The 24,301-nt window shown below is 70.6% G+C and carries 20 protein-coding genes and 2 pseudogenes; 9 read left to right on the top strand and 13 right to left on the bottom strand.

Annotation, left to right across the window (positions count from 1 at the left end):
- The coding region (locus ACFQ7F_RS14225) for a maltotransferase domain-containing protein (RefSeq protein WP_383270195.1) at positions 1 to 769 on the bottom strand (769 nt) is incomplete at its 3' end.
- Positions 770 to 842: 73 nt separating this feature from the next.
- Positions 843 to 1,034 (bottom strand): annotated as a pseudogene (locus tag ACFQ7F_RS14220) (DUF5133 domain-containing protein); the annotation flags it as partial.
- 263 nt (positions 1,035 to 1,297) lie between these two features.
- Here ACFQ7F_RS14220 and ACFQ7F_RS14215 point away from each other — a divergent pair.
- On the top strand, positions 1,298 to 1,837 hold the full coding sequence (locus ACFQ7F_RS14215; protein WP_383270193.1) for a pep a2: 540 nt from the start codon (positions 1,298 to 1,300) through the stop codon (positions 1,835 to 1,837).
- Between the two features lie 51 nt (positions 1,838 to 1,888).
- Positions 1,889 to 4,006 carry a glycogen debranching protein GlgX gene (glgX, locus tag ACFQ7F_RS14210; protein WP_383270191.1) on the top strand — a complete coding sequence of 706 codons (2,118 nt, stop codon included), beginning with the start codon at positions 1,889 to 1,891 and terminating at the stop codon, positions 4,004 to 4,006.
- A gap of 14 nt (positions 4,007 to 4,020) precedes the next feature.
- Here glgX and ACFQ7F_RS14205 read toward each other — a convergent pair whose 3' ends face one another.
- Positions 4,021 to 6,255: an MMPL family transporter gene (locus ACFQ7F_RS14205; RefSeq protein WP_383270189.1), complete on the bottom strand. Its 2,235-nt coding sequence runs from the start codon at positions 6,253 to 6,255 to the stop codon at positions 4,021 to 4,023.
- A gap of 211 nt (positions 6,256 to 6,466) precedes the next feature.
- Between ACFQ7F_RS14205 and ACFQ7F_RS14200 the strand changes: the two genes are divergently transcribed.
- Both ACFQ7F_RS14200 and ACFQ7F_RS14195 read left to right on the top strand, forming a co-directional pair.
- Positions 6,467 to 7,213 (top strand): TetR/AcrR family transcriptional regulator, encoded by a 747-nt coding sequence (locus ACFQ7F_RS14200; RefSeq protein WP_383270188.1) that lies wholly within the window; start codon positions 6,467 to 6,469, stop codon positions 7,211 to 7,213.
- Positions 7,210 to 7,698 (top strand): hypothetical protein, encoded by a 489-nt coding sequence (locus tag ACFQ7F_RS14195; protein WP_383270186.1) that lies wholly within the window; start codon positions 7,210 to 7,212, stop codon positions 7,696 to 7,698. Before ACFQ7F_RS14200 ends, ACFQ7F_RS14195 begins: the two co-directional genes overlap by 4 nt.
- Before the next feature lie 16 nt (positions 7,699 to 7,714).
- Here ACFQ7F_RS14195 and ACFQ7F_RS14190 read toward each other — a convergent pair whose 3' ends face one another.
- Positions 7,715 to 7,936, bottom strand: a complete 222-nt coding sequence (locus tag ACFQ7F_RS14190; protein WP_383270185.1) for a dodecin — start codon at positions 7,934 to 7,936, stop codon at positions 7,715 to 7,717.
- Positions 7,937 to 7,985: 49 nt separating this feature from the next.
- Entirely contained in the window at positions 7,986 to 8,771 is a 786-nt protein-coding gene (locus ACFQ7F_RS14185; RefSeq protein ID WP_383270184.1) for a GntR family transcriptional regulator, read from the bottom strand.
- Positions 8,772 to 9,092: 321 nt separating this feature from the next.
- On the opposite strand from ACFQ7F_RS14185, the pseudogene ACFQ7F_RS14180 reads away from it, so the two are divergent.
- Together ACFQ7F_RS14180 and ACFQ7F_RS14175 are read left to right on the top strand one after the other, a co-directional pair.
- Positions 9,093 to 9,896 (top strand): annotated as a pseudogene (locus tag ACFQ7F_RS14180) (glycoside hydrolase family 16 protein); the annotation flags it as partial.
- Positions 9,897 to 10,117: 221 nt separating this feature from the next.
- A complete protein-coding gene (locus tag ACFQ7F_RS14175) occupies positions 10,118 to 11,371 on the top strand; it encodes an extracellular solute-binding protein (protein WP_383270199.1) in 1,254 nt (417 codons plus the stop codon).
- Positions 11,372 to 11,387: 16 nt separating this feature from the next.
- Here ACFQ7F_RS14175 and egtD read toward each other — a convergent pair whose 3' ends face one another.
- From egtD to egtA, 4 genes are read right to left on the bottom strand one after another with little or no spacing between them, the layout of a single operon-like run.
- Positions 11,388 to 12,350 carry an L-histidine N(alpha)-methyltransferase gene (gene egtD / locus ACFQ7F_RS14170; protein ID WP_383270182.1) on the bottom strand — a complete coding sequence of 321 codons (963 nt, stop codon included), beginning with the start codon at positions 12,348 to 12,350 and terminating at the stop codon, positions 11,388 to 11,390.
- A complete protein-coding gene (gene egtC, locus ACFQ7F_RS14165; protein ID WP_383270180.1) occupies positions 12,347 to 13,102 on the bottom strand; it encodes an ergothioneine biosynthesis protein EgtC in 756 nt (251 codons plus the stop codon). The genes egtD and egtC overlap by 4 nt, the downstream gene beginning before the upstream one ends.
- Positions 13,102 to 14,442 (bottom strand): ergothioneine biosynthesis protein EgtB, encoded by a 1,341-nt coding sequence (gene egtB / locus ACFQ7F_RS14160; RefSeq protein WP_383270178.1) that lies wholly within the window; start codon positions 14,440 to 14,442, stop codon positions 13,102 to 13,104. The genes egtC and egtB overlap by 1 nt, the downstream gene beginning before the upstream one ends.
- Positions 14,439 to 15,773: an ergothioneine biosynthesis glutamate--cysteine ligase EgtA gene (gene egtA / locus ACFQ7F_RS14155; RefSeq protein ID WP_383270177.1), complete on the bottom strand. Its 1,335-nt coding sequence runs from the start codon at positions 15,771 to 15,773 to the stop codon at positions 14,439 to 14,441. Before egtA ends, egtB begins: the two co-directional genes overlap by 4 nt.
- Positions 15,774 to 16,019: 246 nt before the next feature.
- On the opposite strand from egtA, the gene ACFQ7F_RS14150 reads away from it, so the two are divergent.
- The gene (locus ACFQ7F_RS14150) at positions 16,020 to 16,916 is read left to right on the top strand and encodes a TIGR02452 family protein (protein WP_383270175.1); all 897 of its coding nucleotides are present in this window, start codon (positions 16,020 to 16,022) and stop codon (positions 16,914 to 16,916) included.
- Positions 16,917 to 16,919: 3 nt separating this feature from the next.
- Here ACFQ7F_RS14150 and ACFQ7F_RS14145 read toward each other — a convergent pair whose 3' ends face one another.
- Positions 16,920 to 17,351 (bottom strand): type II toxin-antitoxin system PemK/MazF family toxin, encoded by a 432-nt coding sequence (locus tag ACFQ7F_RS14145; protein ID WP_383270198.1) that lies wholly within the window; start codon positions 17,349 to 17,351, stop codon positions 16,920 to 16,922.
- A gap of 110 nt (positions 17,352 to 17,461) precedes the next feature.
- Positions 17,462 to 18,880, bottom strand: a complete 1,419-nt coding sequence (locus ACFQ7F_RS14140; protein WP_383270174.1) for an amidase — start codon at positions 18,878 to 18,880, stop codon at positions 17,462 to 17,464.
- 181 nt (positions 18,881 to 19,061) lie between these two features.
- Here ACFQ7F_RS14140 and ACFQ7F_RS14135 point away from each other — a divergent pair, with 181 nt between their 5' ends.
- Complete coding sequence (locus ACFQ7F_RS14135) at positions 19,062 to 20,102, top strand: LacI family DNA-binding transcriptional regulator (protein WP_383270172.1); 1,041 nt, start codon at positions 19,062 to 19,064, stop codon at positions 20,100 to 20,102.
- Positions 20,103 to 20,141: 39 nt separating this feature from the next.
- On the opposite strand, the gene trxA is transcribed toward ACFQ7F_RS14135, so the two are convergent.
- Positions 20,142 to 20,531: a thioredoxin gene (gene trxA, locus ACFQ7F_RS14130; RefSeq protein ID WP_383270170.1), complete on the bottom strand. Its 390-nt coding sequence runs from the start codon at positions 20,529 to 20,531 to the stop codon at positions 20,142 to 20,144.
- A 142-nt stretch (positions 20,532 to 20,673) separates the two neighbouring features.
- Here trxA and ACFQ7F_RS14125 point away from each other — a divergent pair, with 142 nt between their 5' ends.
- Positions 20,674 to 22,101 carry a dihydrolipoyl dehydrogenase family protein gene (locus ACFQ7F_RS14125; RefSeq protein WP_383270168.1) on the top strand — a complete coding sequence of 476 codons (1,428 nt, stop codon included), beginning with the start codon at positions 20,674 to 20,676 and terminating at the stop codon, positions 22,099 to 22,101.
- A gap of 117 nt (positions 22,102 to 22,218) precedes the next feature.
- On the opposite strand, the gene ACFQ7F_RS14120 is transcribed toward ACFQ7F_RS14125, so the two are convergent.
- Entirely contained in the window at positions 22,219 to 24,222 is a 2,004-nt protein-coding gene (locus ACFQ7F_RS14120; protein ID WP_383270166.1) for a heavy metal translocating P-type ATPase, read from the bottom strand.
- Between the last annotated feature and the right edge of the window lie 79 nt (positions 24,223 to 24,301).

Here is a 24,301-nt window from a genome sequence, read left to right as displayed (position 1 = left end):
GGTGGATGGGCGGGAGGTAGACGACGTCGAAGCCCATCGCGGCGATGGCCGGAAGTCGCTCCGACGCGGTGCGAAACGTCCCCGACCGCGGGGCCCTGCCCTCCCGGACGACGGCACCCTCCGAACGCGGGAAGAACTCGTACCACGACCCGAACAGCGCCCGCGGCCGCTCCACGAGCAGGGGGAGTGCCGGGGAGCATGAGATCCGCTCACGCAGGGGATACCGCGCAAGAACCGCGTCCACCTGCGAAGTCAGCGCGGCCTCCAGACGTTCGGCCGGGGACCGCGAATCGTCCTGCAGCGCGTCCACGGCGGCAAGGAGCACCTGCTGATCTGCTCCCCGAGGAGCTCCGTGTGCCGCTCGCTCGTACAGCAGCGCGCCCTCTTCGAGCATCAGTCCGGCGTCGATACCGGCCGGAACCTTGATCTCGGCGGAGTGCCGCCAGCCACGCACGGGGTCCACCCAGGCCTCCACGCCGTACGTCCAGTGCCCCTCGACGTCCGGGGTGACGTCCGCGCCCCAGCGGTCGCTGCCGGGGGCCAGCTCGCGCATCGGCGTCCACGCTCCGGGGCGCCCCTGAGGGTCACGCAGGACGACATTGGCGCCGACCGCCAGCGAGCCCTCACCGAAGACGGTGGCCGTGATCTGGAAGCTCTCGCCGGAAACCGCCTTCGCCGGGCGTCGGCCGCAGTCGACGACCGGCCGGACGTCCAGGACGGGCATGGCGACGGAGGTGGGGACAGAGGTCGTCTCCGGAGCTGACGTCATCGGTCTCTCCTCCACCGAGTTCGAGTGCGGGCACGGGTGCGGGCTCGAGTGCGGGCTGCTCTCGCGCACGTGGGCGCAGGTAGAGCTCGGCCGCGTCGGCGGCGACCCGTGCCGTGCTCTCACCCATCAGCACGCACAGGGTGCGAGCGGTGTCTTCGAAGTGGACCCGCACGGCGTGGTCGGCGGGACGGGCGAGCAGCAGCCTCTCCCACGCCCGGTAGTCGCACAGCTGCCGTGCGACATCGGCCTTGGCAGGCAGCAGCACCACGCTGGTCACCCTCGTTCTTCGTCACGCCGGTCATGCCGGTCACGCCGGTCAAGCCATATGACTCATGGTGCACGTATGGGCACTCAGCGTCCTGTTGGGAGTGTTGCCTCACCAGGCGCAGGGGGCTCCTGTTGCGCAAATGGAGTAGCGCTCGCACTCTGAGACTGACCCAGAAGTGATCAGTGCTCACGTTCCGTGTTCGGGGCTCGGTCGGTAAGACCGAGGAGGAGCGGGAGCTTCACCGAGAGGAGCCAGGAGCGATGAAATCCGCGATCCCTTGCTACTACCACCTCGACGTGGAGGTCAGCCCGGAAAAGATCGAGCAGATCAGGCGCATTCTGGCCGCGCATCTGCGGCACTGGGGACTCGGGGTTCTCGCCGAACCCGTCGGCCACTGCTCCGGAGTGCTGCTCCACGCGATCGAGGAGCACGGAGCGGACAAGAGGGCCGTCGTGGAGATGTGGTGGAACGGACAGCACCTCATCACCGCCGTATCGGACAACAACCCCGACCTTCCTCAGCGGCACTACGGGCCGCAGGGCTGCCTCACGCAGATCGCCGCGCTGAGTGACGGCTGGGGCAGCTGCCCGGCGACGAACGGCAAGATCATCTGGTTCTCGCGCCGCGTCCGGTCGCCCGAACCCGCCCGGCTGGCCCCCGCGACCCCCGCACCCAGCCTGCGTGAGGCGCTGGAGGCACCCCGGGAGGCGCCGCGCGAGGTCCCCGTCCTCGTCCCCGCCCTCGCGGGCCCCGTCGAGGAGCACCCCTTGGTCGACGCGACAGCCGCACCGTCCGTGTGACCGCTCTGCCGTGCCTCACCAGGCCCCGTCCATCCGCAGGGAGGCAGTTGCGTGCGCACCTGGACCGGCGCCCCTTTCCCCTTGGGCGCCACATCCGACGGTGAAGGAACCAACTTCGCCCTGTTCAGCGAGGTAGCCGAGAGCGTCGACCTCGTGCTCGTCGATGACGACGACACGCACCGGCGCGTGACGCTCTCTGAAGTCGACGGCTTCGTCTGGCACTGCTATCTGCCCGGAGTCGGCCCGGGCCAGCGTTACGGCTACCGGGTGAACGGTCCCTGGGACCCCGCGGCAGGTCATCGGTGCAACCCCGCCAAGCTGCTCCTCGACCCCTACGCCAAGGCCATCGAGGGGCAGATGGACAACGACGCCGCTCTCTTCGAGCGCGCGGCGCAGGGGCCCGAACCCGCCGACAGTGCCGGGCACACCCTGCTCTCGGTGGTCACCGACCCGTTCTTCGCCTGGGAGGACGACAGGCCGCCGCGGCGGTCGTACGCCGAGACCGTGGTGTACGAGACGCATGTGCGCGGCCTGACCCGGACGCACCCCGGAGTCCCCGCCGAACTGCGGGGCACATACGCGGGTATGGCGACCGAGGCGGTCATCGACCACCTCACGTCCCTGGGCGTGACGGCGGTGGAACTGATGCCGGTCCATCAGTACGTACAGGACGGGTTCCTGCGGGATCGCGGCCTGTCCAACTACTGGGGCTACACCTCCATCGGCTTCTTCGCCCCGCACAACGCCTACGCGGCGCACGGCTCCCGCGGCGAGCAGGTCACCGAGTTCAAGTCCATGGTCAAGGCGCTCCACAAGGCCGGGCTCGAAGTGATCCTGGACGTGGTCTACAACCACACCGCGGAGGGCAACGAGAACGGCCCCACACTTGCCTTCCGCGGCATCGACAACGCCTCGTACTACCGCCTGGCGGAGGACGATCCGGCGCACTACTTCGACACCACGGGCACCGGCAACAGCCTGCTGATGCGTCACCCCAACGTCCTGCAACTGGTCATGGACTCGCTGCGGTACTGGGTCACCGACATGCACGTCGACGGGTTCCGTTTCGATCTGGCGGCCACCCTTGCCCGGCAGTTCCACGACGTCGACCGCCTCTCGGCCTTCTTCGACCTGGTCCAGCAGGACCCGGTGGTCAGCCGCGTCAAGCTCATCGCCGAGCCCTGGGACGTCGGCGACGGCGGATACCAGGTCGGCAACTTCCCGCCGCTCTGGTCGGAGTGGAACGGCAAGTACCGAGATTCGGTACGGGACTTCTGGCGCGGCGCGGACCACACGCTCGCCGAGTTCGCCTCCCGCCTCACCGGCTCGTCCGACCTCTATCAGCACGACCGCCGCCGCCCGCGCGCCAGCGTCAACTTCGTCACCGCCCATGACGGATTCACCCTGCGTGACCTGGTCTCGTACGACGACAAGCACAACGAGGCCAACGGTGAGAACAACCAGGACGGTGAGAGCACGAACCGCTCATGGAACTGCGGTGCCGAAGGGCCTACCGCCGACGAGGGAATCCTTGAGCTTCGCGCACGCCAGCAGCGCAACTTCCTGGCCACCCTCATGTTCTCGCAGGGCATACCGATGCTCGCCCACGGGGATGAACTCGGCCGCACCCAGCACGGCAACAACAACGCCTACTGCCAGGACAGTGAGACCTCCTGGATCAACTGGGAACTCACTGAGGAACAGCGGGAGTTGGTGACCTTCACCCGTCGTGCCATTGAACTCCGGACAGCCCACCCCGTGTTGCGAAGACGCCGCTTCTTCCGGGGTGACACCGCGACCCACGAGAGTCAGCCGATGCCCGACCTGGTGTGGCTGCGACCCGACGCACGCGAGATGACGGACGCGGACTGGCAGCGGCCCGACGCACACGCCGTCGGCGTCTTCCTCAACGGCGACGCCATCGCGGAACCCGACGCCCACGGAGGCTCCGTGGTGGACGACTCCTTCCTGCTCCTGCTGAACAGCCACCGGGAGCCGGTCGTCTTCGATCTGCCGGACGCCGCGTTCGGCGAACGCTGGACGACGAGGATCGACACCTCGGAACCCCGAGGTGTCGCCGACGAGGTGGAGCACAAGGCGGACAGTGAGGTCTCCGTGGAGCCCCACAGTCTCCTCATGCTCTCCCGGCCTCCCGGAACCTCCGTCTGATCAGTGATCGGTGATCACCGCAACGACCGTACCCGCCTCTCCGGCGCGCTCTCCGGCGCGGCCGCGGGTGCGGGGCCGCCTTCGCTGAGGCCGATCCGCCCGTGGACCTTTCGCAGGAAGCCGGGCGCGTACCAGGCCGAGCGCCCGAGCAGACGCATCGCGGCGGGTACGAGGATGCCGCGTACGGCGACGGCGTCGATCAGGATGGCAAGGCCGCTGCCCAGGCCGAACATCTGCATGAAGCTGAGCTTGGCCGTCCCGAAGGCGAAGAAGCTCACCGCGAGCAGGCAGGCCGCCGCGGTGACGATGCGTCCGGTGTGCCCGAGGCCGTTGGTCACGGCGGACTCGTTGTCCTCGCCCAGGTCGTGGAGTTCCTTGATGCGGCTGGTGACGAAGACCTCGTAGTCCATCGAGAGGCCGAAGGCGATGCAGAACATCAGCACCGTCATGGACACCTCCATGGGCTGCGCCGTGAAGCCGAGCAGGGAGGAGAGGTTGCCGTCCTGGAAGATCCAGGTCATGACGCCGAGGGTGGCCCCCAGGCTGATCAGGTTGAGAAGCAGCGCCCGCAAGGGCTGGACGATGCTGCCGGTGAACAGGAAGAGCAGGAGGAAGGTGGTGAGGGCCACCAGGGCCAGGGCGATGGGGAGCCGGTCGGCGATGGAGTTCTTGGAGTCGACCAGTTCGGCGTCGACTCCGCCCACCAGAGGGTGTGTCCCGGCGGGCGGGGCGACCGCCCGCACCTCCTCGACCAGGCTCTGGGCCTCGTCCGACTTCGGCGACAAGGTGCTCACCACGGTGATCTGCTGCGCGTCGGGGCGGGCGAGGGCTTTGTTGCCGGGGTCGGACGCCGTGGACCGTCCGTCGGTGTAGGTCCCCGCGCCGGTCTCGACGCGGACCACGCCCTGGAGCCCGGACAGTTCACCGGCGTACGTCGCCAGCGGGGCCTTGCTCACGGACGTGTCGATGACGACGTGGAGAGCCGCGTCGTCGCTGCCGTTGAACTTCTCCTGCAGTACGGACGAGACGTGGCGGCTCTCGGCGTCCTCGGGCAGTACGCGTTCGTCCGGTGTGCCGAAGGTGATGCCGAGGAGCGGGCTCGCCGCGAGGAGCAGGACCGCGAGCACGGGCAGCGCGGTGAGCGCGGGCCGCCGCATGACGGTGCCGGCGAGGCGCCCCCACAGGGGTAGGGGTGCCCGGGTGGCGGAGCGCCCACGGTTCGCCCAAGGGAGCCGCCCGCTGTTGATCCGGGTCCCCAGGACGACGAACAGGGCCGGCATGACGAACAGGGTGCTGACGGCCGCGATGATGACGACACCGATACCGGCATAGCCGAACGAGCGCAGGAAGTACTGCGGGAACACCAGGAGCGCCCCGAGCGCGGCCGCCACCGTCGCGGCGGAGAACGCGACCGTACGGCCCGCGGTGCTCACCGTGCGCCGGACGGCGTCCTCCACGGTCGCCCCTGCCGCGAGCTGCTCCCGGAACCGGCTGACCATGAGCAGGGCGTAGTCGATGCCGAGACCGAGTCCAAGGGCCGTGGTCAGGTTGATCGCGAAGACGGAGACATCGGTGACGCTGCCGAGGACGAAGAGTTCCGCGAACGTGCCCGCGATGGCGATGACGCCGATCACCAGCGGCAGCAGGGCCGCGACGACGCTGCCGAAGACGAGCAGGAGCAGCAGGAGGGTGAGCGGCACGGCGATGCCCTCGGCCAGGAGGAGATCCTCGCCGGACTGGGTGCCCATCTCGCTGGTGACGGCGCTGCCGCCGCCGGCCTGGACGGTGAGTGCGCCCTCGTACGGTCCGGTGTAGGCGTCGATGACGCTCTTGGCGTTCTCGTCCCGCTCTGTGCCCTCTCCCTTCACATGGGCGAGCACCATGGCCTCGCGGCCGTCCTTGGAGCGCAGTTCGGGGCTCGACGTGTCCCAGTACGAGATCAGGTTCTCGAGGTTCTCTTCCTTCTTGAGGTCGGCCACCAGGGCGTGGCCGCCGCGCTGGGCGGCCGGGCTGTCGACGCGGCCTTCGGCGGTACGGACCAGCAGGACCAGGTTCGTCTCCCCGCCGAACTTCTCGTCGATGACCTTCCCGGCCCGGGTGGACTGGGAAGCCGGGTCGTCGTAGCCGCCTCCCAGCAACTTGCCGAACGCGCCGGCGCCCAGGACACCCATGAGGGCCACAGCCACAGCGGTGACGATGAGTATCAGCCGGGACCGGCGAATCGCCAGTTCGGCTATGCGTTCAAACACGCACTGTCTCCTTTGATCTCCATACGGTTCATGTCCGTACGGTGAAAACGTCGTTGAATGGCCGGAGTTGACCAGTGGGGCCCGGCGGGAGCGACGTTAGTGAGGCAGTAGAGAATTTGGCAGTGTTAGATTTTCTTCACACCCCACAACTCCGGGTGGCTCACAGGAGCGACCGTCGTACGGTCCCCGCAAGCCCGCAGAGGAACCCGCCATGGCCACGCCCACCTTGCGCCAGCGACGCCGTGCCGCAGCCACGCAGGAGATCCTGGACGCCGCCGAGCGCCACATCACCGAGCACGGACCCGCGGCCCTGTCCCTGCGGGCGATCGCCCGCGACCTCGGGATGACCGTGCAGGCGCTCTACCACTACTTCCCGAGCCGGGACGCCCTCGTCACTGCGCTCGTCACCAAGGCGTACGACGACCAGGCCGCTGCCGTGCAGGCTGCCGTCGACACCGCGGCGGACGAACCGGACCTGCCGCGCCTGGTGGTCGCGGCCGAGGGCTACCGTCGATGGGCCATCGCCCACCCCGAACACTTCCAGCTCCTGTACGGAACGCCGCTGCGGGACTACTCGGCCCCCGTCGAAGGCCCGACCACCCAGGCGTCGCGACGGATGAGCCTGATCTTCGAGCGCGAGCTGTTCGACGGGTTCACCGCGGCGCAACTCGCCGCCGCCGACACCCCTGCGCTCTCGCCCTCACTGCTGGCGTACCTGGAACAGCTGCCGCACTTCGGTCTGGGACATCTGCCGCCACCCGCGACGGCTCTCATGATGAGCGCGTGGGGACACCTGCACGGCCTCGTCGTCCTGGAGGTGTTCGGGCACACCTCGTTCCTCGGTGACCATCAGGCCGAGATCTTCCGCATGGCCATGCGGAACCTGCTCGCGGACATCCACCGCCGGATCCGGCCGGGGGCGGAGTCCCCACGGGAAGTGCCTACGCTGGGCGCGTGACGGAAGACAGCAGGCCACTGGCCGTATTCGACCTGGACGGCACTCTCGCGGACACCGCGCACCGACAGCGCTTCCTGGAGCGCAAGCCGCGCGACTGGAACGCCTTCTTCGCGGCTGCCCCGCACGATCCGCCGCTGGAACAGGGCGTGGCCCTGGCTCGGGAGAGCACGCGGGAGTGCGAGGTCGTCTACCTCACGGGCCGGCCCGAGCGGTGCCGCAAGGACACCGTGGCGTGGCTCGCGGCGAACGGGCTTCCCGAGGGGCGCATCTGGATGCGCCGCAACGACGACCGGCGGCCCGCCCGGCGCACCAAGCTGGAGATCCTGCAGAAGATCTCCAGGTCGCGCGAGGTCCGCATGCTGGTGGACGACGACGAGCTGGTGTGCGACGAGGCCGAGCGGGCGGGCTTCAGGGTCGTACGGGCGCGCTGGGCGAGCACATCCGCCGCGCTGAAGGACGCTCAGGAGCGTGAGGGCCGGACGTGATCGCTGGGCGGTGGAGTCAGGCGCTGTCACCGTCCTCCAGGCGGAAGCCGACCTTCAGGCCCACCTGGTAGTGCTCGATCTCGCCGTTCTCGATGTGGCCGCGCACCTGGGTGACCTCGAACCAGTCCAGCGAGCGCAGCGTCTGCGAGGCGCGGGCGATGCCGTTGCGGATGGCCTCGTCGACGCCCTCGTGCGAGGTGCCGACGATCTCGGTGACCCGATAGGTGTGGTCGGTCATGAGGGTGTTCCTCTCCGCCGTGTGGTGAGCTGACAACTGTGAGGTGACGTCACTCCACCGTGCCCCACCACGCGGCCGTGCGCGAGGCGGTGGGTGCCGGGTGCTCGGCGGCACCGTCCAGTTCGAGCCGCGAGACGATGCGGTAGCGGTCGCCGCGGTAGAGGGAGCGCACGTACTCGACGGGACGGTCATCGGTGTCCGTGGTGATCCGGTCGAAGAGCAGGGCCGGTGAGAGCACGGGCACGCCGAGCAGCGCCGCCTCGTCCTCCGTCAGGACCGTGGGCTCGATGGACTGCGCGGCATGCGCGGGGCGGATGCGGCGGACCTCGCGAAGGTGGGCGTAGAAGCCGGACTCCACCTGCGCGGGGGTGAGCCCAGGGGCGAGGGCGGCCGGGACGTGCAGCCGCTCCAGGGCGATCGGCTCACCGTCGACCAGGCGCAGCCGCACCACGTGCAGGAGCTCGGCGGCGGGCGAGATCCGCAGCTTGCGGCCGACCCGCGCCCCGGCCCTGACCGTGCTGAACTCGAGTACACGGCTCGACCAGGCGCCCGCGGCCGGCGGCACGGTGAGCGGACGGCTGCCCGGGGTCAGCTCCTGAGTGACCTTGGCGCGGGCCACGAACATGCCCCGGCCGTGCTCGCGCACAAGGAGGCCCGAGGACACCAGCGTGTCGACGGCGGCGCGCAACGTCGGCCGGGAGACGCCGAGTTCGGCGCAGAGCGTGCGCTCGGAGGGGATCGCGTCGCCCGGGCGGCGGGACTCGATGAGATCGAGCAGGACCTCGCGTACGCGCTCGCGCTTGCGTACGCCGCCGGGTGTGCCCTGCTGGTCCATGGATGCGCCCGCCTTTGCTGAGTTGTCGAGTTGTCGGCAGGGCGCAACGCCCTGTCATGCAGGGGGACTTGACGCCCTCATTGGTCTATGCCACCTTCGGTCCTCGCGAGTGGTCAGCTTACCAATTGGTAAAGCCACGAAGTGTCGTTGTACCGCACCTCCCCCCACGCGAAAGGAATCAGGTCGATGAATCGACACCGCTCCAGCATGACGTTCCGGGTGCGTACGGCCATCGCGGCCGCGGCGGCCGCAGGGCTCGGCCTCGCAGGGTTCGCCGCACTGCCCGCGTCCGCCGCGCCCGACGCGGCGACCGCCGCATCCCCCGTGCTCTTCGACGACTTCAACTACAGCGGCCACGCCGACCCGAAGATCTCCGAGCACGGCTGGAGCATCCGTTCCAACGCGGGCGGTCCCGGTGTCCCCGGTGCCTCCTGGGTGCCCGAGAACATCACTTTCCCCGCCGTCGACGGCAACTCCGTCATGAACCTGGAGACGTCGACCGCGGGCACGGGTGGGTCGACGGAGCAGACCGAGATCCTCACCAAGTCGGTCAAGTTCAAGAACGGCACCTACGCGGCCCGCGTGAAGTACGCCGACGCACCCCGGTCGGGCCCCGACGGTGACCACCTCGTGCAGGCGTTCTTCGCCATCAACGACCTCAAGGCCCCGATGGCGGACGACTACTCCGAGTACGACTTCGAGTATCTGCCCAACGGAGGCTGGGGCGAGTCGGGCAACATCCTCTACACCACGTCCTGGGAGACCTTCAACCCCGAGCCGTGGGAGGCCGTCAGTCAGCACACCGAGGTGCGGCAGAGCTACGCGGGCTGGCACGACGTGGTGTTCACCATCGACGGCAGCGCCATCAAGTACTACGTCGACGGGCAGCTGTTCGCGGCGCACGACGCCAAGTACCTGCCGGAACGGCCCATGTCCATCAACTTCAACCAGTGGCTCATCGACCTGGCGGGGCAATCGAGTTCGGCCCCGCGCGCCTACGACCAGCAGGTCGACTACGTCCTGCACGTCAAGGACGAGGTGCTCACCCCGGACCAGGTGAAGGCACAGGTCAGCGCCGCCCGCAGTGAAGGTGTCACGTTCAAGGACACCGTCCCCGGCGGCTGATCCCTCAGCTGACCCCCCAGCTGGCCCCTCAGCTGATTCCTCATCAGGGACCGGCACCGGAATCTTCGAATCCGGTGCCGGTCCCCCCTTGACCGACCCATTGGTACAGACCAAAATCCAGCCATACCCGTTTGAGCTGAGAGCTCATCCCCCACGTCGGGCCGACCTTCCCTGTCCGCAGGAAGAAAGTGACCCACGTGAAACCGAGCCGCCGTGTCGCCATGTCCCTGTCCCTCGCCATCGCCGCCACCGCGCTGCTTCCCGGCTGCGGTGCCCTGCCGGGCACGGGGGAGGAGAAGCGGACCGTCACCGTGTGGCTCATGCGGGGCAGCGCGTCGGCGGAGTTCATCAAGCGCTTCACCACGGACTTCGAGAACCAGAACAGCGGCATCGACCTGGAGATACGCCTCCAGGAATGGACCGGCATCGGCGACAAGGTCAAGACCGCGCTGAAGGACGAGAACGGGCCCGATGTCATCGAGGTCGGCAACACCCAGGTCGCCCAGTACGTCGACGAGGGCGGGCTCTACGACCTCACCCTGGAGTCCGCGCGCGACCTCGGCATGAAGGACTGGCTGCCGGGCCTCGCCGAGCCGGGCCGGTACAACGGCAGCCAGTACGGCATCCCTTGGTACGCCGCCAACCGCGTGGTCATCTACAACAAGGATCTTTTCGAGCGGGCCGGGATCGAGCAGCCGCCGAAGACGCGCGCACAGTGGATCGCCGATACACGGCGGCTCGACTCCGGCACCGACCAGGGGATCTACCTGGCGGGCCAGGACTGGTACACCCTGGCCGGGTTCATCTGGGACGAGGGCGGCGAGCTTGCCACGGAGGCCAAGGGGTCGCGAGGTGTGTGGGAGGGCAGCCTGCACTCGCCCGACGCGCTGCGGGGGATGGAGTTCTACCAGGAGTTGCAGGCGTTGGGCGAGGGCCCCCGGGACGCGGACGAGGAGCATCCGCCGCAGGCCGGGGTGTTCGCCAAGGGTGACGTGGCGCAGATCGTCGCCGTGCCGGGTACGGCGCGGGCCATCGAGGAGAAGAACCCCGAACTGAAGGGGAAGCTCGGCTTCTTCCCGGTCCCGGGCAAGACGGCGGCGAAGCCGGGCGCCGTCTTCACCGGCGGATCCGACCTCGTCGTGCGCGGGAAGACCGACGACCGCAAGAGCGCGGTCGCCGTGATCGAGGCTCTCGTGAGCAAGAAGTGGCAGAAGGACCTGGCGCGGACCATGAACTACGTGCCGAACAAGACGACTCTGGCCTCGCTCGTCTCGGACGAGGAGGGGGTCGCCGCGATGGCCGCCGGCGCCGCACGGGGCCGGGCGACACCGGCCTCGCCGCAGTGGGCCGCGGTGGAGGCGGACAACCCGATCAAGAAGTACATGTCGAAGGTCCTCGACGGGGGTGACCCGGCGACGGAGGCGAAGGCGGCCTCGCGCCGGATCACCCGGGAGCTGGATGTCCGCGGGTCGTGAGGGGCGTCGTGGAGGGTCAGCGCGCCACGCTGAGCGACAGCGCGAAGCGCGCCCTCTCGTCCGTCCACCAGTGGGTCAGCTTCAAGTCCGCCGACGACAGTTCGGACCGCACACCCTCCTCCCGGAACTTCGCCGAGATCTCGGTGCGCATCTCCTCGTGGCGTTCGAAGTCGACCGCCAGGTCGAGCGCCGGAATCTTCACCGTCTGGGCGGCCAGTGAGCGCAGGCGCATTTCGATCCACTGCTGCTCGCGGTCCCAGACGGCCACGTGCGAGAACGCGTCGGGGTCGAAGTCCGCGCCGAGCTCGCGGTTGATCACGCTCAGGACGTTCTTGTTGAAGGCGGCCGTGACGCCCGACCCGTCGTCGTACGCCGAGACGAGCACCGACTCTTCCTTCACCAGGTCCGTGCCGAGCAGCAGCGCGTCACCGGGGGAGAGCAGGGTGCGTACCGACGTCAGGAACGCCGAGCGCTCCGCCGGAAGGAGGTTGCCGATCGTGCCGCCGAGGAAGGCGACGAGGCGCGGGCCCGGAGTGCCGGGCAGGGCGAGGCCGCGGGTGAAGTCGGCGATGAGGGCGTGCACGTTCAGGGAGGGGCGCGAGGCGATCAGCGCGTTCGCGGCGCCGGTGAGCGCGCTCTCGCTCACGTCCACGGGGACGTACGTGTGCAGGTCGGGAAGGGCGTCGATCAGGTGCCGTGTCTTCTCCGATGAGCCCGAACCCAGCTCGATCAGCGTGCGTGCGCCCGTCACCCCGGCGATCTCCGCGGCACGGGTCTGCAGGATCTCGCGCTCGGCGCGCGTGGGGTAGTACTCCGGGAGCGTGGTGATCTCGTCGAAGAGCGCGCTGCCCCGCGCGTCGTAGAACCACTTGGGCGGCAGCGTTTTGGGCGAGCGGGTGAGGCCTTGCAGGACGTCGGCGCGCAGGGCGGCGTCGGTGGCGTCCAAGGGCAGGGTGCGGGTCAGCTGGAACGGGCTCACGCGGTGGGCTCCTTGAGCGGGGTCAGCAGAACATCGGTACGGCTGGCGGCGAGCAGCGTGCGGTCGGGCACCTGGCGCCAGTGTGGATCGTCGTCGTAGGGCTCGGAGGCCACGACGGTGCGGCGGCCCGGTTCGGTGAGATACCAGAGGGTGTCGCCCCAGGCGGTCGCCACGATCGTCTCGCCGTTGGTGAGCAGGAGGTTGAGGCGCGATCCGGGAGCCGCCTCTGCGACCTCGGTCACGGTGTCCGCGAGGGCCTGGCCCTCGTCGTCGCCGCTCTGCAGCCGGTGCAGGACGAGCGCCCACACAAGCGCGGAGTCGCAGCGCGCCTCCAGGGACAGCAGCTCGGCGGGCGGCAGGAGCCGTGCCACGGAGGCGAGCGACCGGGGCCAGCCCGTGACCGCGCCGTTGTGGCTGAACAACCAGGTACCGGCGGAGAACGGCGCCGCCGCCGCTTCCCCGTCCGCGCCCCCCTCGGTCGCGTCGCGCACGGCGGCGAGCAGGGCCCCGGACCGGACGACCCGGGCGAGGTCCGCGAAGGACTGGTCGCCCCAGATCGGCCCGGAGCGGCGGTAGCGCGCGGGCACGGGGTCGCCGTCGGCGTACCAGCCCACCCCGAACCCATCGGCGTTGACCGTGCCGTAGCGCTGCTGCCGCGGCGCCCAGGACTGCCGGAACAGGCTGTGCACGGGGTCCACGAGGAGCTTCCCGAGGGGCTCTTCGGGGCCCAGGAAAGCCAGGTGACGGCACATCAGACGGTCTCCGTCGGGTCCGCGTCGCGCGCGGTGCGGAACCCGGAGAAGATCTGCCGCCGCATCGGATGGTCCCAGTTGCGGAACGTGCCCCGGCAGGCCACCTCGTCCACGGAGAAGGCACCGCCGCGCAGCACCTTGTAGTCGCCGCCGAAGAAGACCTCTGAGTACTCGGGGTAGGGAAAGACGGAGAACCCGGGATAGGGCAGGAAGTCGCTCGACGTCCACTCCCATACGTCGCCGATCAACTGGCGTACGCCGAGGGGGGATTCACCGGCCGGATAGCTGCCGGCGGGGGCCGGGCGGAGATGGCGCTGGCCCAGGTTGGCGCGCTCGGGTGTGGGGTCCGCGTCGCCCCACGGGTAGCGCATCGAGCGGTCGCTCGCCGGGTCGTGCCGGGCGGCCTTCTCCCACTCCTCCTCGCTGGGCAGACGCCGCCCGGCCCAGCGCGCGTACGCGTCCGCCTCGTACCAGCTGACGTGCAGCACCGGCTCGTGGGGCGGTACGACTTCGACGGTCCCGAAGTGGCGGCGCAGCCACTGGCCGGCTTCGCGGCGCCAGAAGAGCGGCGCCGAGAGTTCGTTGCCGCGGACCATGTCCCAGCCCGCCGGGGTCCACCACCGCTGCTCCGCATAGCCGCCGTCGGCGATGAAGCGCTGGAAGTCGGCGTTGGTCACCGGCGTCGTGTCGATGAAGAACGGCGGGACCAGGCGGTGGTGGGCCGGGCGCTCGTTGTCGAGTGCCCACGGCTCGGTGGACGTGCCCATGGTGAACGGGCCGCCCGGCACGAGAACTTCGGCCGGTCCGTTGAACGGCGGCGCGGGCGCGGGGTCCTGAGCCGTGAGCGCCGTGGGGCCCGAGCGCAGCTGATGGGTGATCAGCATCGTCTCGTCGTGCTGCTGTTCGTGCTGCGCGATCATGCCGAACGCGAAACCCGCGTCGGTCAGCGGCGAACCGCGGAAGGGCGTGCTCTCCAGTACGTCCAGTGCGCGCCCCCGCACCTCGGCCGCGTATCGGCGGGCTTCGGCGGGCGAGAGCAGCGGCAGGCTCGGCCGCTCGGAACGCGGGTGCTCGAAGGCGTCGTACAGGCCGTCGATCTCGGGCCGCATGGCGTCACGGCCCGCCACCGCACGCAGCAGCCACATCTCTTCCTGGTTGCCGATGTGCGCCAGGTCCCAGACCAGCGGCGACATCAACGGTGAGTGCTGTGCGGTCAGTTCGGGTTCCTCGACGCAGGTGGTGAGGAGCGAGGTGCGGTCCCTGGCGGCCAGGAGCGCCGCCAGGGCGCGTCGGCGAAGCGCATCGGGGTCGCTGACGGTTCCGGTCGTCGGAGGAGTCATCGGAGGATGCCCTTCTCGTGCTCGTGGTCGTAGTGGTGGCCGTCCCTGTGCCCGTCGAGCAGGTCGTCAGCCGGGCAGCGGCCCCGCGCGACATACCGCTCGGCGTACGCGGCGACCACTCCTTGCACCTCGGCGCTCGCGCCCATCCGGGGCAGCGCGTCGGCCGCCGCGGCGAAACAGGCGGCAGCGGCCTCGCGAAGCTCCGGGTCGGCGAGCCCGTGCCGCGCCGCGTCCAGCCACAGCGGGCTGCGCGGCGCCGCGGGCGCACCGGGCGGGCACGCGCGCTCGGCCAGCGGCTTCAGGGCGCGGTAGGCGGTCTCGGCCGCCTGCGGGTCGTCGAACAGCGCGCTCGTCAGGGCGAGCGGCACGATCCAGCCGTTCGCACCCGACTGGGCGTCGACCATCCGCATCTCCAGATGGCCGCGCGGGCGTACGGGCGGGAAGAGGGTGGTCAGGTGATGTTCGAGGTCATCGTGTGTCGGCGGGCGCGGCGCGCCCGAGCGGGCCCAGGTACGGAAGGTCAGCCCCTCCGGGACGGTCCAGGGCGCTTCGTTCCCCTCGCCCTGCGCTCTGATGAACATCACCGGCGCGTCCATCACGTGCCGCGTCCAGGCCGCCCGCGGCTCGGGGTCCAGCGACGGCGCACCGGACGTGCCCGGATCGATCGACGCCCACACGGCCTGCCGCGTGGAGCGCCATCCGGTGGAACGCCCGTCCTGGACCGGCGAGTTGGCGAACGCGGCGACCAGTACGGGACCGAGCAGATGCGCGAGCCGCCACCGTCTGCCGTAGCCGAGCGGGCCCGGCTCCTCGTGCCCCGCGTCCAGGCAGATCTGCACAGAGGCGGTGGAGCACATCATGCGGCGGCCCGCGGGGCCCGCGCGGTCGAGATAGCTCTCCATCGCGTCGTAGCGCGGCCGGTGCAGGATGCGGGACGGCGGGCGCCAGGGATCGGCACCGAGTCCGGTGAGCGTCAGATTCAGGGTGGCGAGGCGATCGCGTACGAGAGCGAGATCGGCCGATACGTCGGACACGCACTCCATGAGCGAGGCGGCGGGGAGCGAGCTGAGCTCCAGCTGGCCGCCTGGTTCGACGGTGATCAGGGAGTGCAGGGGCAGGGCCCGCAGTGCGGCATATGCCGCTTCGAGGCGGGCGGGGGACACGGGCAGATGGAGCCGGTGCGGCTCGTGGATCAGCCATTCCAGTTCGACACCGGTGATACGCGGTGGTCCGGTCTTGAAGCAGATGCCGGTGACCAGCGCCTCCGCCTCGGACTCGGATACCGCCGTGCCGTACTTCGCGCGGTACTTCGTACAGTCACCCTCGGGCATGCAGGGGTCCTCCAGTTCAATTTCTGCCTGGTCCAGCGGTTGCGGACCACCCGGTCAACTCGATATGGGGTTGACCGAGTTGGCAGCGCTCGTCCTACCCAAGACCTTGTCGGCCGTTCGCACAAGAGTGCCCCTGGTGCCAAGTCCATGCCAGGGAATTCTGTTGCGACGGACGTCGGGAAGAGCTCACGATGCGTTCATGTGCGAGACGGGGAACAGAGCAGACTTCGGGGCGGGGGAGCGAGCATGAGTGCGCGATTGCGTGGCATCGCGCAGCAGACCGAGGAGATCGTGGCGGCAGGGTGGTATGCCGCTCCGGGTGGCCGCGATGTGGTGATCGCGGATGCGGTGGACGCCGCGCGCTCCGGCACGCGGATGTTCGGTCCGGCGCCCGTTGACGTGACGGTCGTGACGGACGTGACGGGCGTGACGCCGCCCGAGCTGATCCTCACGGTAGTCGAGGTCAGCGGCGAGAGCAGCTTGGAGGCCGCGCACCGGCTCACGGCGGCGGACACGGGCCCCGTAGCCGTCCTGAACTTCTCCTCCGCGCGCAATCCCGGCGGCGGCTATCTGAACGGCGCCCAGGCGCAGGAAGAGGCGCTGTGCCGCGCGTCGGCGCTGTACACGTGCGTGCGATCGGCCCGCGAGTTCTACGACCACCACCGCGCCCACCGCGATCCCTTCTACAGCGACCGGGTGATCCACTCCCCGGCCGTGCCGGTCTTCCGCGACGACCGGGGACGGCTCCTCGACGAGGCGTACAGGGTCGGCTTCCTGACCTCGGCGGCGCCGAACGCGGGAGTCGTCCTGCGGCAGGCCCCGGAGCGCGCCGATCATCTTCCGGCCGCCCTCGCGGGGCGGGCGGAGCGGGTTCTGGAGACCGCCGTGGCCTGTGGCTACCGGCGGCTCGTGCTCGGTGCGTGGGGCTGCGGAGTTTTCCAGAACGACCCCGCGCAGGTGGCGGGCGCGTTCCGGGCGCTGCTCGACGAAGGCGGCCGGTTCCACGGGTACTTCGAGCACATCGTCTTCGGGGTGCTCGACCGCACGCGCGGCGCGGTGACGCGGGCCGCCTTCGAGGAGGCGTTCGGCGCGGGGTTCAGGGGCGCGGCTCAGCCCCTGCCCAGTGGCCGGCCGGTGCCCTAGCGCTCATCGCCAGCCGTAGCGCTCCTGGAGCCGCCGCACGACCAGGTTGAACCGCATCCGGTCGAGCGCGCACGCCTCGCGGCGCATGCCCTCGTCGTGCACGCGAAGGACCCGGTCGATGTCGACCCAGGATTCGCGGCCCTCGCGGTCCCAGGGACCGCTCCCGATCGGCACCCACTCCCTGTCGTTCGCGTGCTGCTTGCTGGAGAGCTGCACGGCGAGCAGCGTGCCGCGCGCCTCGCGGGCGACGACGAGAACGGGACGGTCCTTGCCGCGCCCGTCGTTCTCCTCGTAGGGAACCCATGTCCAGACGATCTCGCCGGGGTCGGGATCGCCGTCGTGGGCGGGGGCGTACGTCGTCTGGACCTGGCCGACCTCGCGCGGCTCGGCCTCGGTGGTCGCGGTGCGGCCCGTGCGCCCCGGGTGCGCGTTCATCTGCGGGTCTTCGGTATTGGCAGTCACGCGGGACACCGTAGAACCTGTCCGGTCCAACGCGCGGGGCGGGTCCGCCTGATGATCCACTGGCCCGGGCCATGTGCCACGCGTCATGCGGCAGCCGTCGGCCACCGCTCGTACCAGCGCTGGTCCGCCTCCAACTGGGCGGCAAGGGATATCAGGAGCGGCTCGCTGCCCGCGGGCCCGAGGAGTTGCGCGCCGACCGGCAGGCCGTCGCCCACCTGACCAGCGGGCACGTTGACGCCGGGCCAGCCAAGGACGTTCCACGTCCACGCGTAGGGGCAGGCGGCGATCATCGCCTGGTCGGTGCGCCAGCCGCTGAGGGCGGCCATCGTGCCGATGCGCGGCGGGGGAGTGGCGGTGGTGGGCGTGAGGACGACGTCGTACGTCGAGAAGATCGCGCCGACACGGCGGTGCAGGACGGCTTCGGCGCGGCGGGACAGGCGCAGCGGCGCGCCGCCGAGGAGGCGTCCCAGGCGGGCCGCCTCCTTGGTCCGCGGGTCGAGCAGGTGCGGGTCGGGGACCTCGCGGGCCCATTCGGTGATACCCGCCGTGGCGCGCGGCAGGAAGCCGAGACCGATCTGGCCGTAGCGCGGGTCGGCCTCCTCGATGTCGTGTCCGAGCGCGGCGAGCCGGTCCGCGAGGACGATGACCTTCCGGCGCACCACGGGATGCAGACGCTTGGGGGTCGCGGTGAACGGCATGCGCAGGGAGAGGGCTATCCGCAGCCGCCCGGGGTCGCGGGTCGCCGCGTCCGCGGCCCGGATGGCGGGCGGCTTGTGCAGGTCACCGCTGTGGTTGCCGCTCGCCGCGTCCAGGAGCAGGGCCGCGTCGGCGACGGTCCTCGCGAGCGGGCCGTTGACGGTGATGCCGTTGAAGGACTCGGGCCAGGGCCACGTCGAGATGCGGCCGCGCTGCGGCTTGATCCCGACCAGATGGGTCCAGGCGGCGGGGATGCGCACCGAGCCCGCGCCGTCCGAGCCGAGCGCGGCGGGGACGAGCCCCGCTGCGACCGCGGCCGCCGAGCCACCCGACGAGCCGCCGGGGGTGTGCCCCGTGTGCCACGGATTGCGGGTGTCACCGAACCCGGGCCCCTCCGTGAAGGGCCACTGCCCCAGCTCACATGTGTTGGTCTTGCCGACGATCACGGCTCCGGCCGCCCGCAGCCGTCGTACCGATTCGGCGTCCTCCTCCTTCGGCGGGAAGTCGCCACGGCAGCCGAACGCGGTCGGCTCGCCCGCCATGTCGGTGTCGTCCTTCACGGCGAGCGGCACGCCGAGCAGCGGCCGGTCCTGGGACTGCCCGGACCCGCCGGACGCCAACTCCCGGTCGGCGGCGTCCGCTTCGGCGAGCGCGGCCTCGGCACGCAGCAGTTTGAAGGCGTTGAGCACGGGCTGCGAGGCCTCGATCCGCGCCAGTGTGCGCTCCGTCAGCGCCGTTGAGGACACTTCTCCATCGGCCAGCGCGCGTGCGGTGCGCGCGAGCCCATCGGCACGGTCGGCAGTCATGTGGGGGCACCTTTGATCGACGGGCAGGTGCACGCACGCTAACCGGCGTGGGAGTAACACGGTACGAGGGCAGGGCAGTTCGCGCCGCACATAGCGGCCGGGAGCGCTCCCACGCAGGTCAGGGGCGCTCCGGCGCCCGCCAGGCAGCGGCCCCGCGCCGTCTGGAAAGATGAGCCACGCCATGGTGCAGATACCGAACAAGACCGCACAGCAGCCCGAGCAGTACTCCGTGCCGACGAGCGCCGACGTGGCGCGTCTTGCGGGGGTCTCGCGCGCGACCGTCTCGTACGTCCTGAACAACACGAGCGCCGTCCGCATCAGCGAGCCCACGCGCCGCCGCGTCCACGAGGCCGCCAAGGAACTCGGGTACGTCCCGCACGCCGCGGCCCGCAGCCTGCGCGCCGGGCACACCCGTGTCGTCCTGATGCCCACGGCGCAGATCCCGGTGGGCCCGCTCTTCAGCGAGTTCTTCAACGAGCTGCAGTGGGCGCTCAGCCGGTTCGACTACACCGTCGTGCAGTACGGCAGCCTCGGCCTGACCGGCGAGGAGGCGGCCCGCGCCTGGGCCGAGCTGCGCCCGGTGGCCGTCCTCGCCCCCGACGCGTCGGGGCTCGGCGCGCGCGGAGTCAGCGTCCTGAAGCGGTCGGGTGCCAAGGCCGTCTTCACCCTGGGCCCACAGCGGGCCGAGGGCGCCCACGCGCTGCTCATGGACCAGCGCCTTGTGGGCGACTGCGCCGCGGCTCACCTCCTGGAGCGCGGCCGTCGGCACATCGGCGTCGTGATTCCCGAGGAACGGGGCCTTGAGCCGTTCGCACGCCCGCGCGCCGAAGGAATTCGCCGCGCACTCGCTCAGCACGGCCCCGACGCCACGATGACCGAGCTGCCCCTCGCCTACGACGAGGAGTCGGCGGCCCGCCTGGCGGCGCGCTGGCGCACCCTTGGCGTCGACGGGGTGTTCACGTACAACGACGAGTACGCGATGCTGCTGATGCGGGCGCTGCAGGACGCAGGCATCGCCGTCCCCGAGGAGACGGCGATGATCGGCGCCGACGACTTGATGCTCGGCAGGCTCCTGCGGCCGCGGCTCAGCACGGTCCGCATCGAGCTGCCGTCGGGTCAGAAACTCGCAGCGCTCGTCGACCGGGTCGTGCGTGACCCGGGCATGGAGCCCGAGGTGCACGACGTGCTCGGTGCGACGGCGGTGCACCGCGAGTCCAGCTGACCCTCTCTGTTCAGGGGTCTTCCTGCTGTTCCGTCTTTCTTACTGTTCCTGCGCCTGAGTCTTGGCCTGCTCCTCGGCGACGGACTTGCGGACCTCGTCCATGTCCAGCTGCCTGGCCTGCCCGATGACGTCCTCCAGGGCGGCCTCCGGCAGCGCGCCGGGCTGTGCGAACACGGCCACCTGATCGCGGACGATCATCAGCGTCGGGATCGACTGGATGCCGAAAGCCTGAGCGAGCTCAGGCTGTGCCTCCGTGTCCACCTTGCCGAAGACCATGTCGGGGTTGCCTTCGGCGGCCTTCTCGTAGACGGGCGCGAACGACTTGCACGGACCGCACCACTCCGCCCAGAAGTCGATCAGGACAAACTCGTTGTCCGTGACCGTCTGGTCGAAGTTTTCCTTGGTGAGCTCCACAGTCGTGCTGGTCATGGTGTTTCCCTCTTCCTGCTGTCAGTCGAAGCCGTTGTGCACAACGGCTCGGGCGGCAGACGTATTCCACGCGCTCACCCAAGCTCGTTCCGCGCGCGTACCCATGTGGCCACGCCGCACACCTGCGACCACACTGTCTTTCATGACGGATTCGAAGACGTACGACGTAGTGGTGCTCGGTGCGGGTCCCGTGGGGGAGAACGTCGCGGACCGGGCCCGCGCGGGTGGTCTGAGCGTGGCGATCGTGGAGAGTGAACTCGTCGGGGGCGAATGCTCGTACTGGGCGTGCATGCCCAGCAAGGCGCTGCTGCGCCCGGTCATCGCCCGGGCGGACGCCCGCAAGGTGCCCGGACTGCGCCAGTCGGTGCAGGGACCCCTCGACGCGGCAGCGGTTCTCGCGCACCGGGACGACTACACCTCGCACTGGAAGGACGACGGCCAGGTCAGCTGGCTGGAGTCGATCGGCGTAACCCTGTACCGCGGCCACGGCCGCATCGCCGGAGCACGCCAGGTGACCGTCACGGGCTCCGACGGAACCGAGCAGGCGCTCACCGCCCGTCACGCGGTCGCGGTGTGCACAGGAACCCGCGCCGCACTGCCCGGCCTGCCGGGCATCGCCGACGTGAAGCCGTGGACGAGCCGTGAGGCCACCAGCGCGGACCATGTGCCCGGCCGGCTCGCGGTGGTCGGCGGCGGTGTCGTCGCCGTGGAGATGGCCACCGCCTGGCAGGCGCTCGGCTCGCAGGTCACGCTGCTCGTGCGCGGCGACGGTCTGCTGCCGCGCATGGAGCCGTTCGCCGGGGAGCTTGTCGCCAAGGCGCTGCGGGAAGCGGGCGCGGAGGTCCGCACCGGCGTCTCGGTCACCGCCGTACAGAGGGAGAACGGCACGGTCACGGCCACCCTGACCGGTGGCGACACCCTCGAAGCCGACGAGATTCTCTTCGCCACGGGCCGCGCCCCGCGCACCGACGACCTCGGGCTGGAGACGATCGGCCTGGAGCCGGGCTCGTGGCTGTCGGTCGACGAGAGCCTGCGGGTGCGGGGCAGCACCTGGCTCTACGCGGTGGGCGACGCCAACCACCGCGCGCTCCTCACCCACCAGGGCAAGTACCAGGCCCGCATCGCGGGCGCCGCGATCGCCGCCCGCGCCCAGGACGTCCCCCTTCTGGAGACCGACCGGTGGGGCGCGCACTCCGCCACCGCCGACCTCGACGCCGTACCCCAGGTGGTCTTCACCGACCCGGAGGCGTCATCGGCGGGCCTCACCCTTGCGGAGGCGGAATCCGCGGGCCACCGCGTGCGCGCCGTGGACTACGACATGTCGGGCGTGGCGGGCGCGGGCCTCTACGCGGACGGCTACGAGGGCCGCGCCCGCATGATCGTCGACCTCGACCGGGAGGTCCTGCTCGGCGTGACCTTCGTGGGCCCCGGCGTCGGCGAGCTCATCCACTCGGCGACGGTGGCGATCGCGGGCGAGGTGCCGATCGACCGGTTGTGGCACGCGGTCCCGGCCTATCCCACGATCAGCGAGGTGTGGCTGCGGCTCCTCGAGACCTATCGCGGGGCGTAGCCGGTACGGCGCTCGGCGGCGCCCTGCCACAAGACACCGGGGTCCATCACCCATTGTGGTGATGGACCCCGGTGTCTTGTGGAGCCAGTGTCCGAAGGCCGCGGAGTGGCCGCCCGCTCAGACCCCCGCGTCCCGCCACGCCGCGTCCCGCAGCAGCCGCAGCCCGTTGAGCCCCACGATCACGGTGGAGCCCTCGTGGCCGAGCACGCCGAGGGGCAGCGGCAGGCTGCCGACGAGGTCCCAGGTGACCAGGACGGCGATGAACGCCCCGGCGATCACCAGGTTCTGCACCACGAGTCCGCGGGCGCGCCGGGACAGGGCGATCACCTTCGGTACGGTGGCGAGTTCGTCCCGCACGATGACGGCGTCCGCGGTCTCCAGGGCCAGGTCGGAACCGGCCCGGCCCATCGCGATGCCGGTGTGGGCCGCGGCGAGGGCGGGCGCGTCGTTGACGCCGTCCCCGATGACCAGGACCCTGCGTCCTGCGCCCTCCGCCTCGCGCACCGCCGCGACCTTGTCCTGCGGAAGCAGCCCGGCCCGTACGTCATCGATGCCGACCTCCGTCGCGAGCCGGACCGCGGCCTGCGCGTTGTCGCCGGTGAGCAGCATCGGAGCCCTGCCGGTCAAGGACTCCAGGGCGGTGACGGTCGCCGCGGCGTCCGGGCGGAGGCGGTCGGCGATGCCGAGAACGCCCACGGGGATCCCGTCGCGCAGCACGAGCACGGCGGTCTGGCCGCCGTCGCCCAACTGCTGTGCGTATGCGAGGACATCCGCGCTCGCCGTGTCACGGGCTTCGCTGCCGGGCGGGGTGCCGAGCAGCCGTGCCGGAGCCCCCACCTCGACGGTGGCGCCCCCGACCGTGGCGCTCACCCCGACACCCGGCGCCGAGGCGAAGTCCGTCACCGGAGCGATGTCCATGCCGCGAGCGCGCGCCGCGCCCACGACAGCGCGGGCCAGGGGGTGTTCGCTGCGGTGCTCGGCGGCTGCCGCGAGCGCGAGGAGGGTGTCGTCGCTCAGGCCGCTGCCGGGAAGTGCGTGGACGGCGGTCACCCGCGGAGTTCCCTCGGTCAGGGTGCCCGTCTTGTCGAGGGCGACCGCGTCGACCTGCCCCAGGCGCTCCATCACGACGGCGGACTTGACCAGGACGCCGTGCCGCCCCGCGTTCGCGATCGCCGAAAGGAGCGGCGGCATGGTGGCGAGCACCACCGCGCACGGCGAGGCAACGATCATGAACGTCATCGCCCGCAGCAGGGCCCCGGTCAGGTCGTCGCCGAGCGCCAGCGGCACGGTGAACACGGCGAGCGTCGCGACGACCATGCCGAGCGAGTACCGCTGCTCGACCTTCTCGATGAACAGCTGCGTCGGCGCCTTGGTCCGTGACGCCTCCTCGACCATCGCCACGATCCGCGCGATCACCGAGTCCGCCGCGTCACGCCCGACCCGCACCCGCAGCGCACCCGCCCCGTTCAGCGTCCCCGCGAACACCTCGGCCCCGGCCTCCTTGGCGACCGGCAACGGCTCCCCGGTGATCGTCGCCTGATCGACGTCACTGGAGCCATCGAGCACCTCGCCGTCGGCTCCGACACGCTCACCAGGCCGTACGAGGACGATGTCACCGACCCTCAACTCGGCCGTGTCGACCGTCTCTTCACCGCCTCCGTCACCGTCCCCTTCGGCCAGCCGCGTGGCCGTGGTGGGCGCGAGGTCGAGGAGGCCGCGTACCGAGTCGGCGGTACGGGCGGTGGCAAGGGCCTCGAGCGCGCCGGACGTGGCGAAGATGACGATGAGCAGCGCCCCGTCCATCACCTGCCCGATCGAGGCGGCGCCGATAGCCGCGACGATCATCAGCAGGTCCACGTCCAAGGTCTTCTCGCGCAGCGCACTCAGCCCGGCGAGCGCGGGTTCCCAGCCTCCGGCGACGTACGCGACGGCGTACAGCGCACCCCACGTCCAGGAAGCTGCCCCCGCCAGCTGGAGCGGCAGCGCGACAAGGAACGCGGCCGTTGCCGTCGCCGCCCAGCGGGCCTCGGTAAGGGCGAGCAGGCGGGTGCGGCGGCGTGGAGCCGACGCGGGGCCGGTGGAGGGCCTCTGGTCGGAGCGGGGGAGCAGGGCAGTGGGCATGGCGAAGGAACCCTTCACGGGCTGGGAAGCGGCAACGCCCACACCGTACAGGAATGAATGAACAGATTTTCATGCGTCA

This window comes from Streptomyces sp. NPDC056486, assembly GCF_042795295.1.
Classification (GTDB): Bacteria; Actinomycetota; Actinomycetes; order Streptomycetales; family Streptomycetaceae; genus Streptomyces.
The sequence above is the reverse complement of the archived record's forward strand: the minus strand, read 5'-3'. Positions and strand labels throughout refer to the sequence as shown.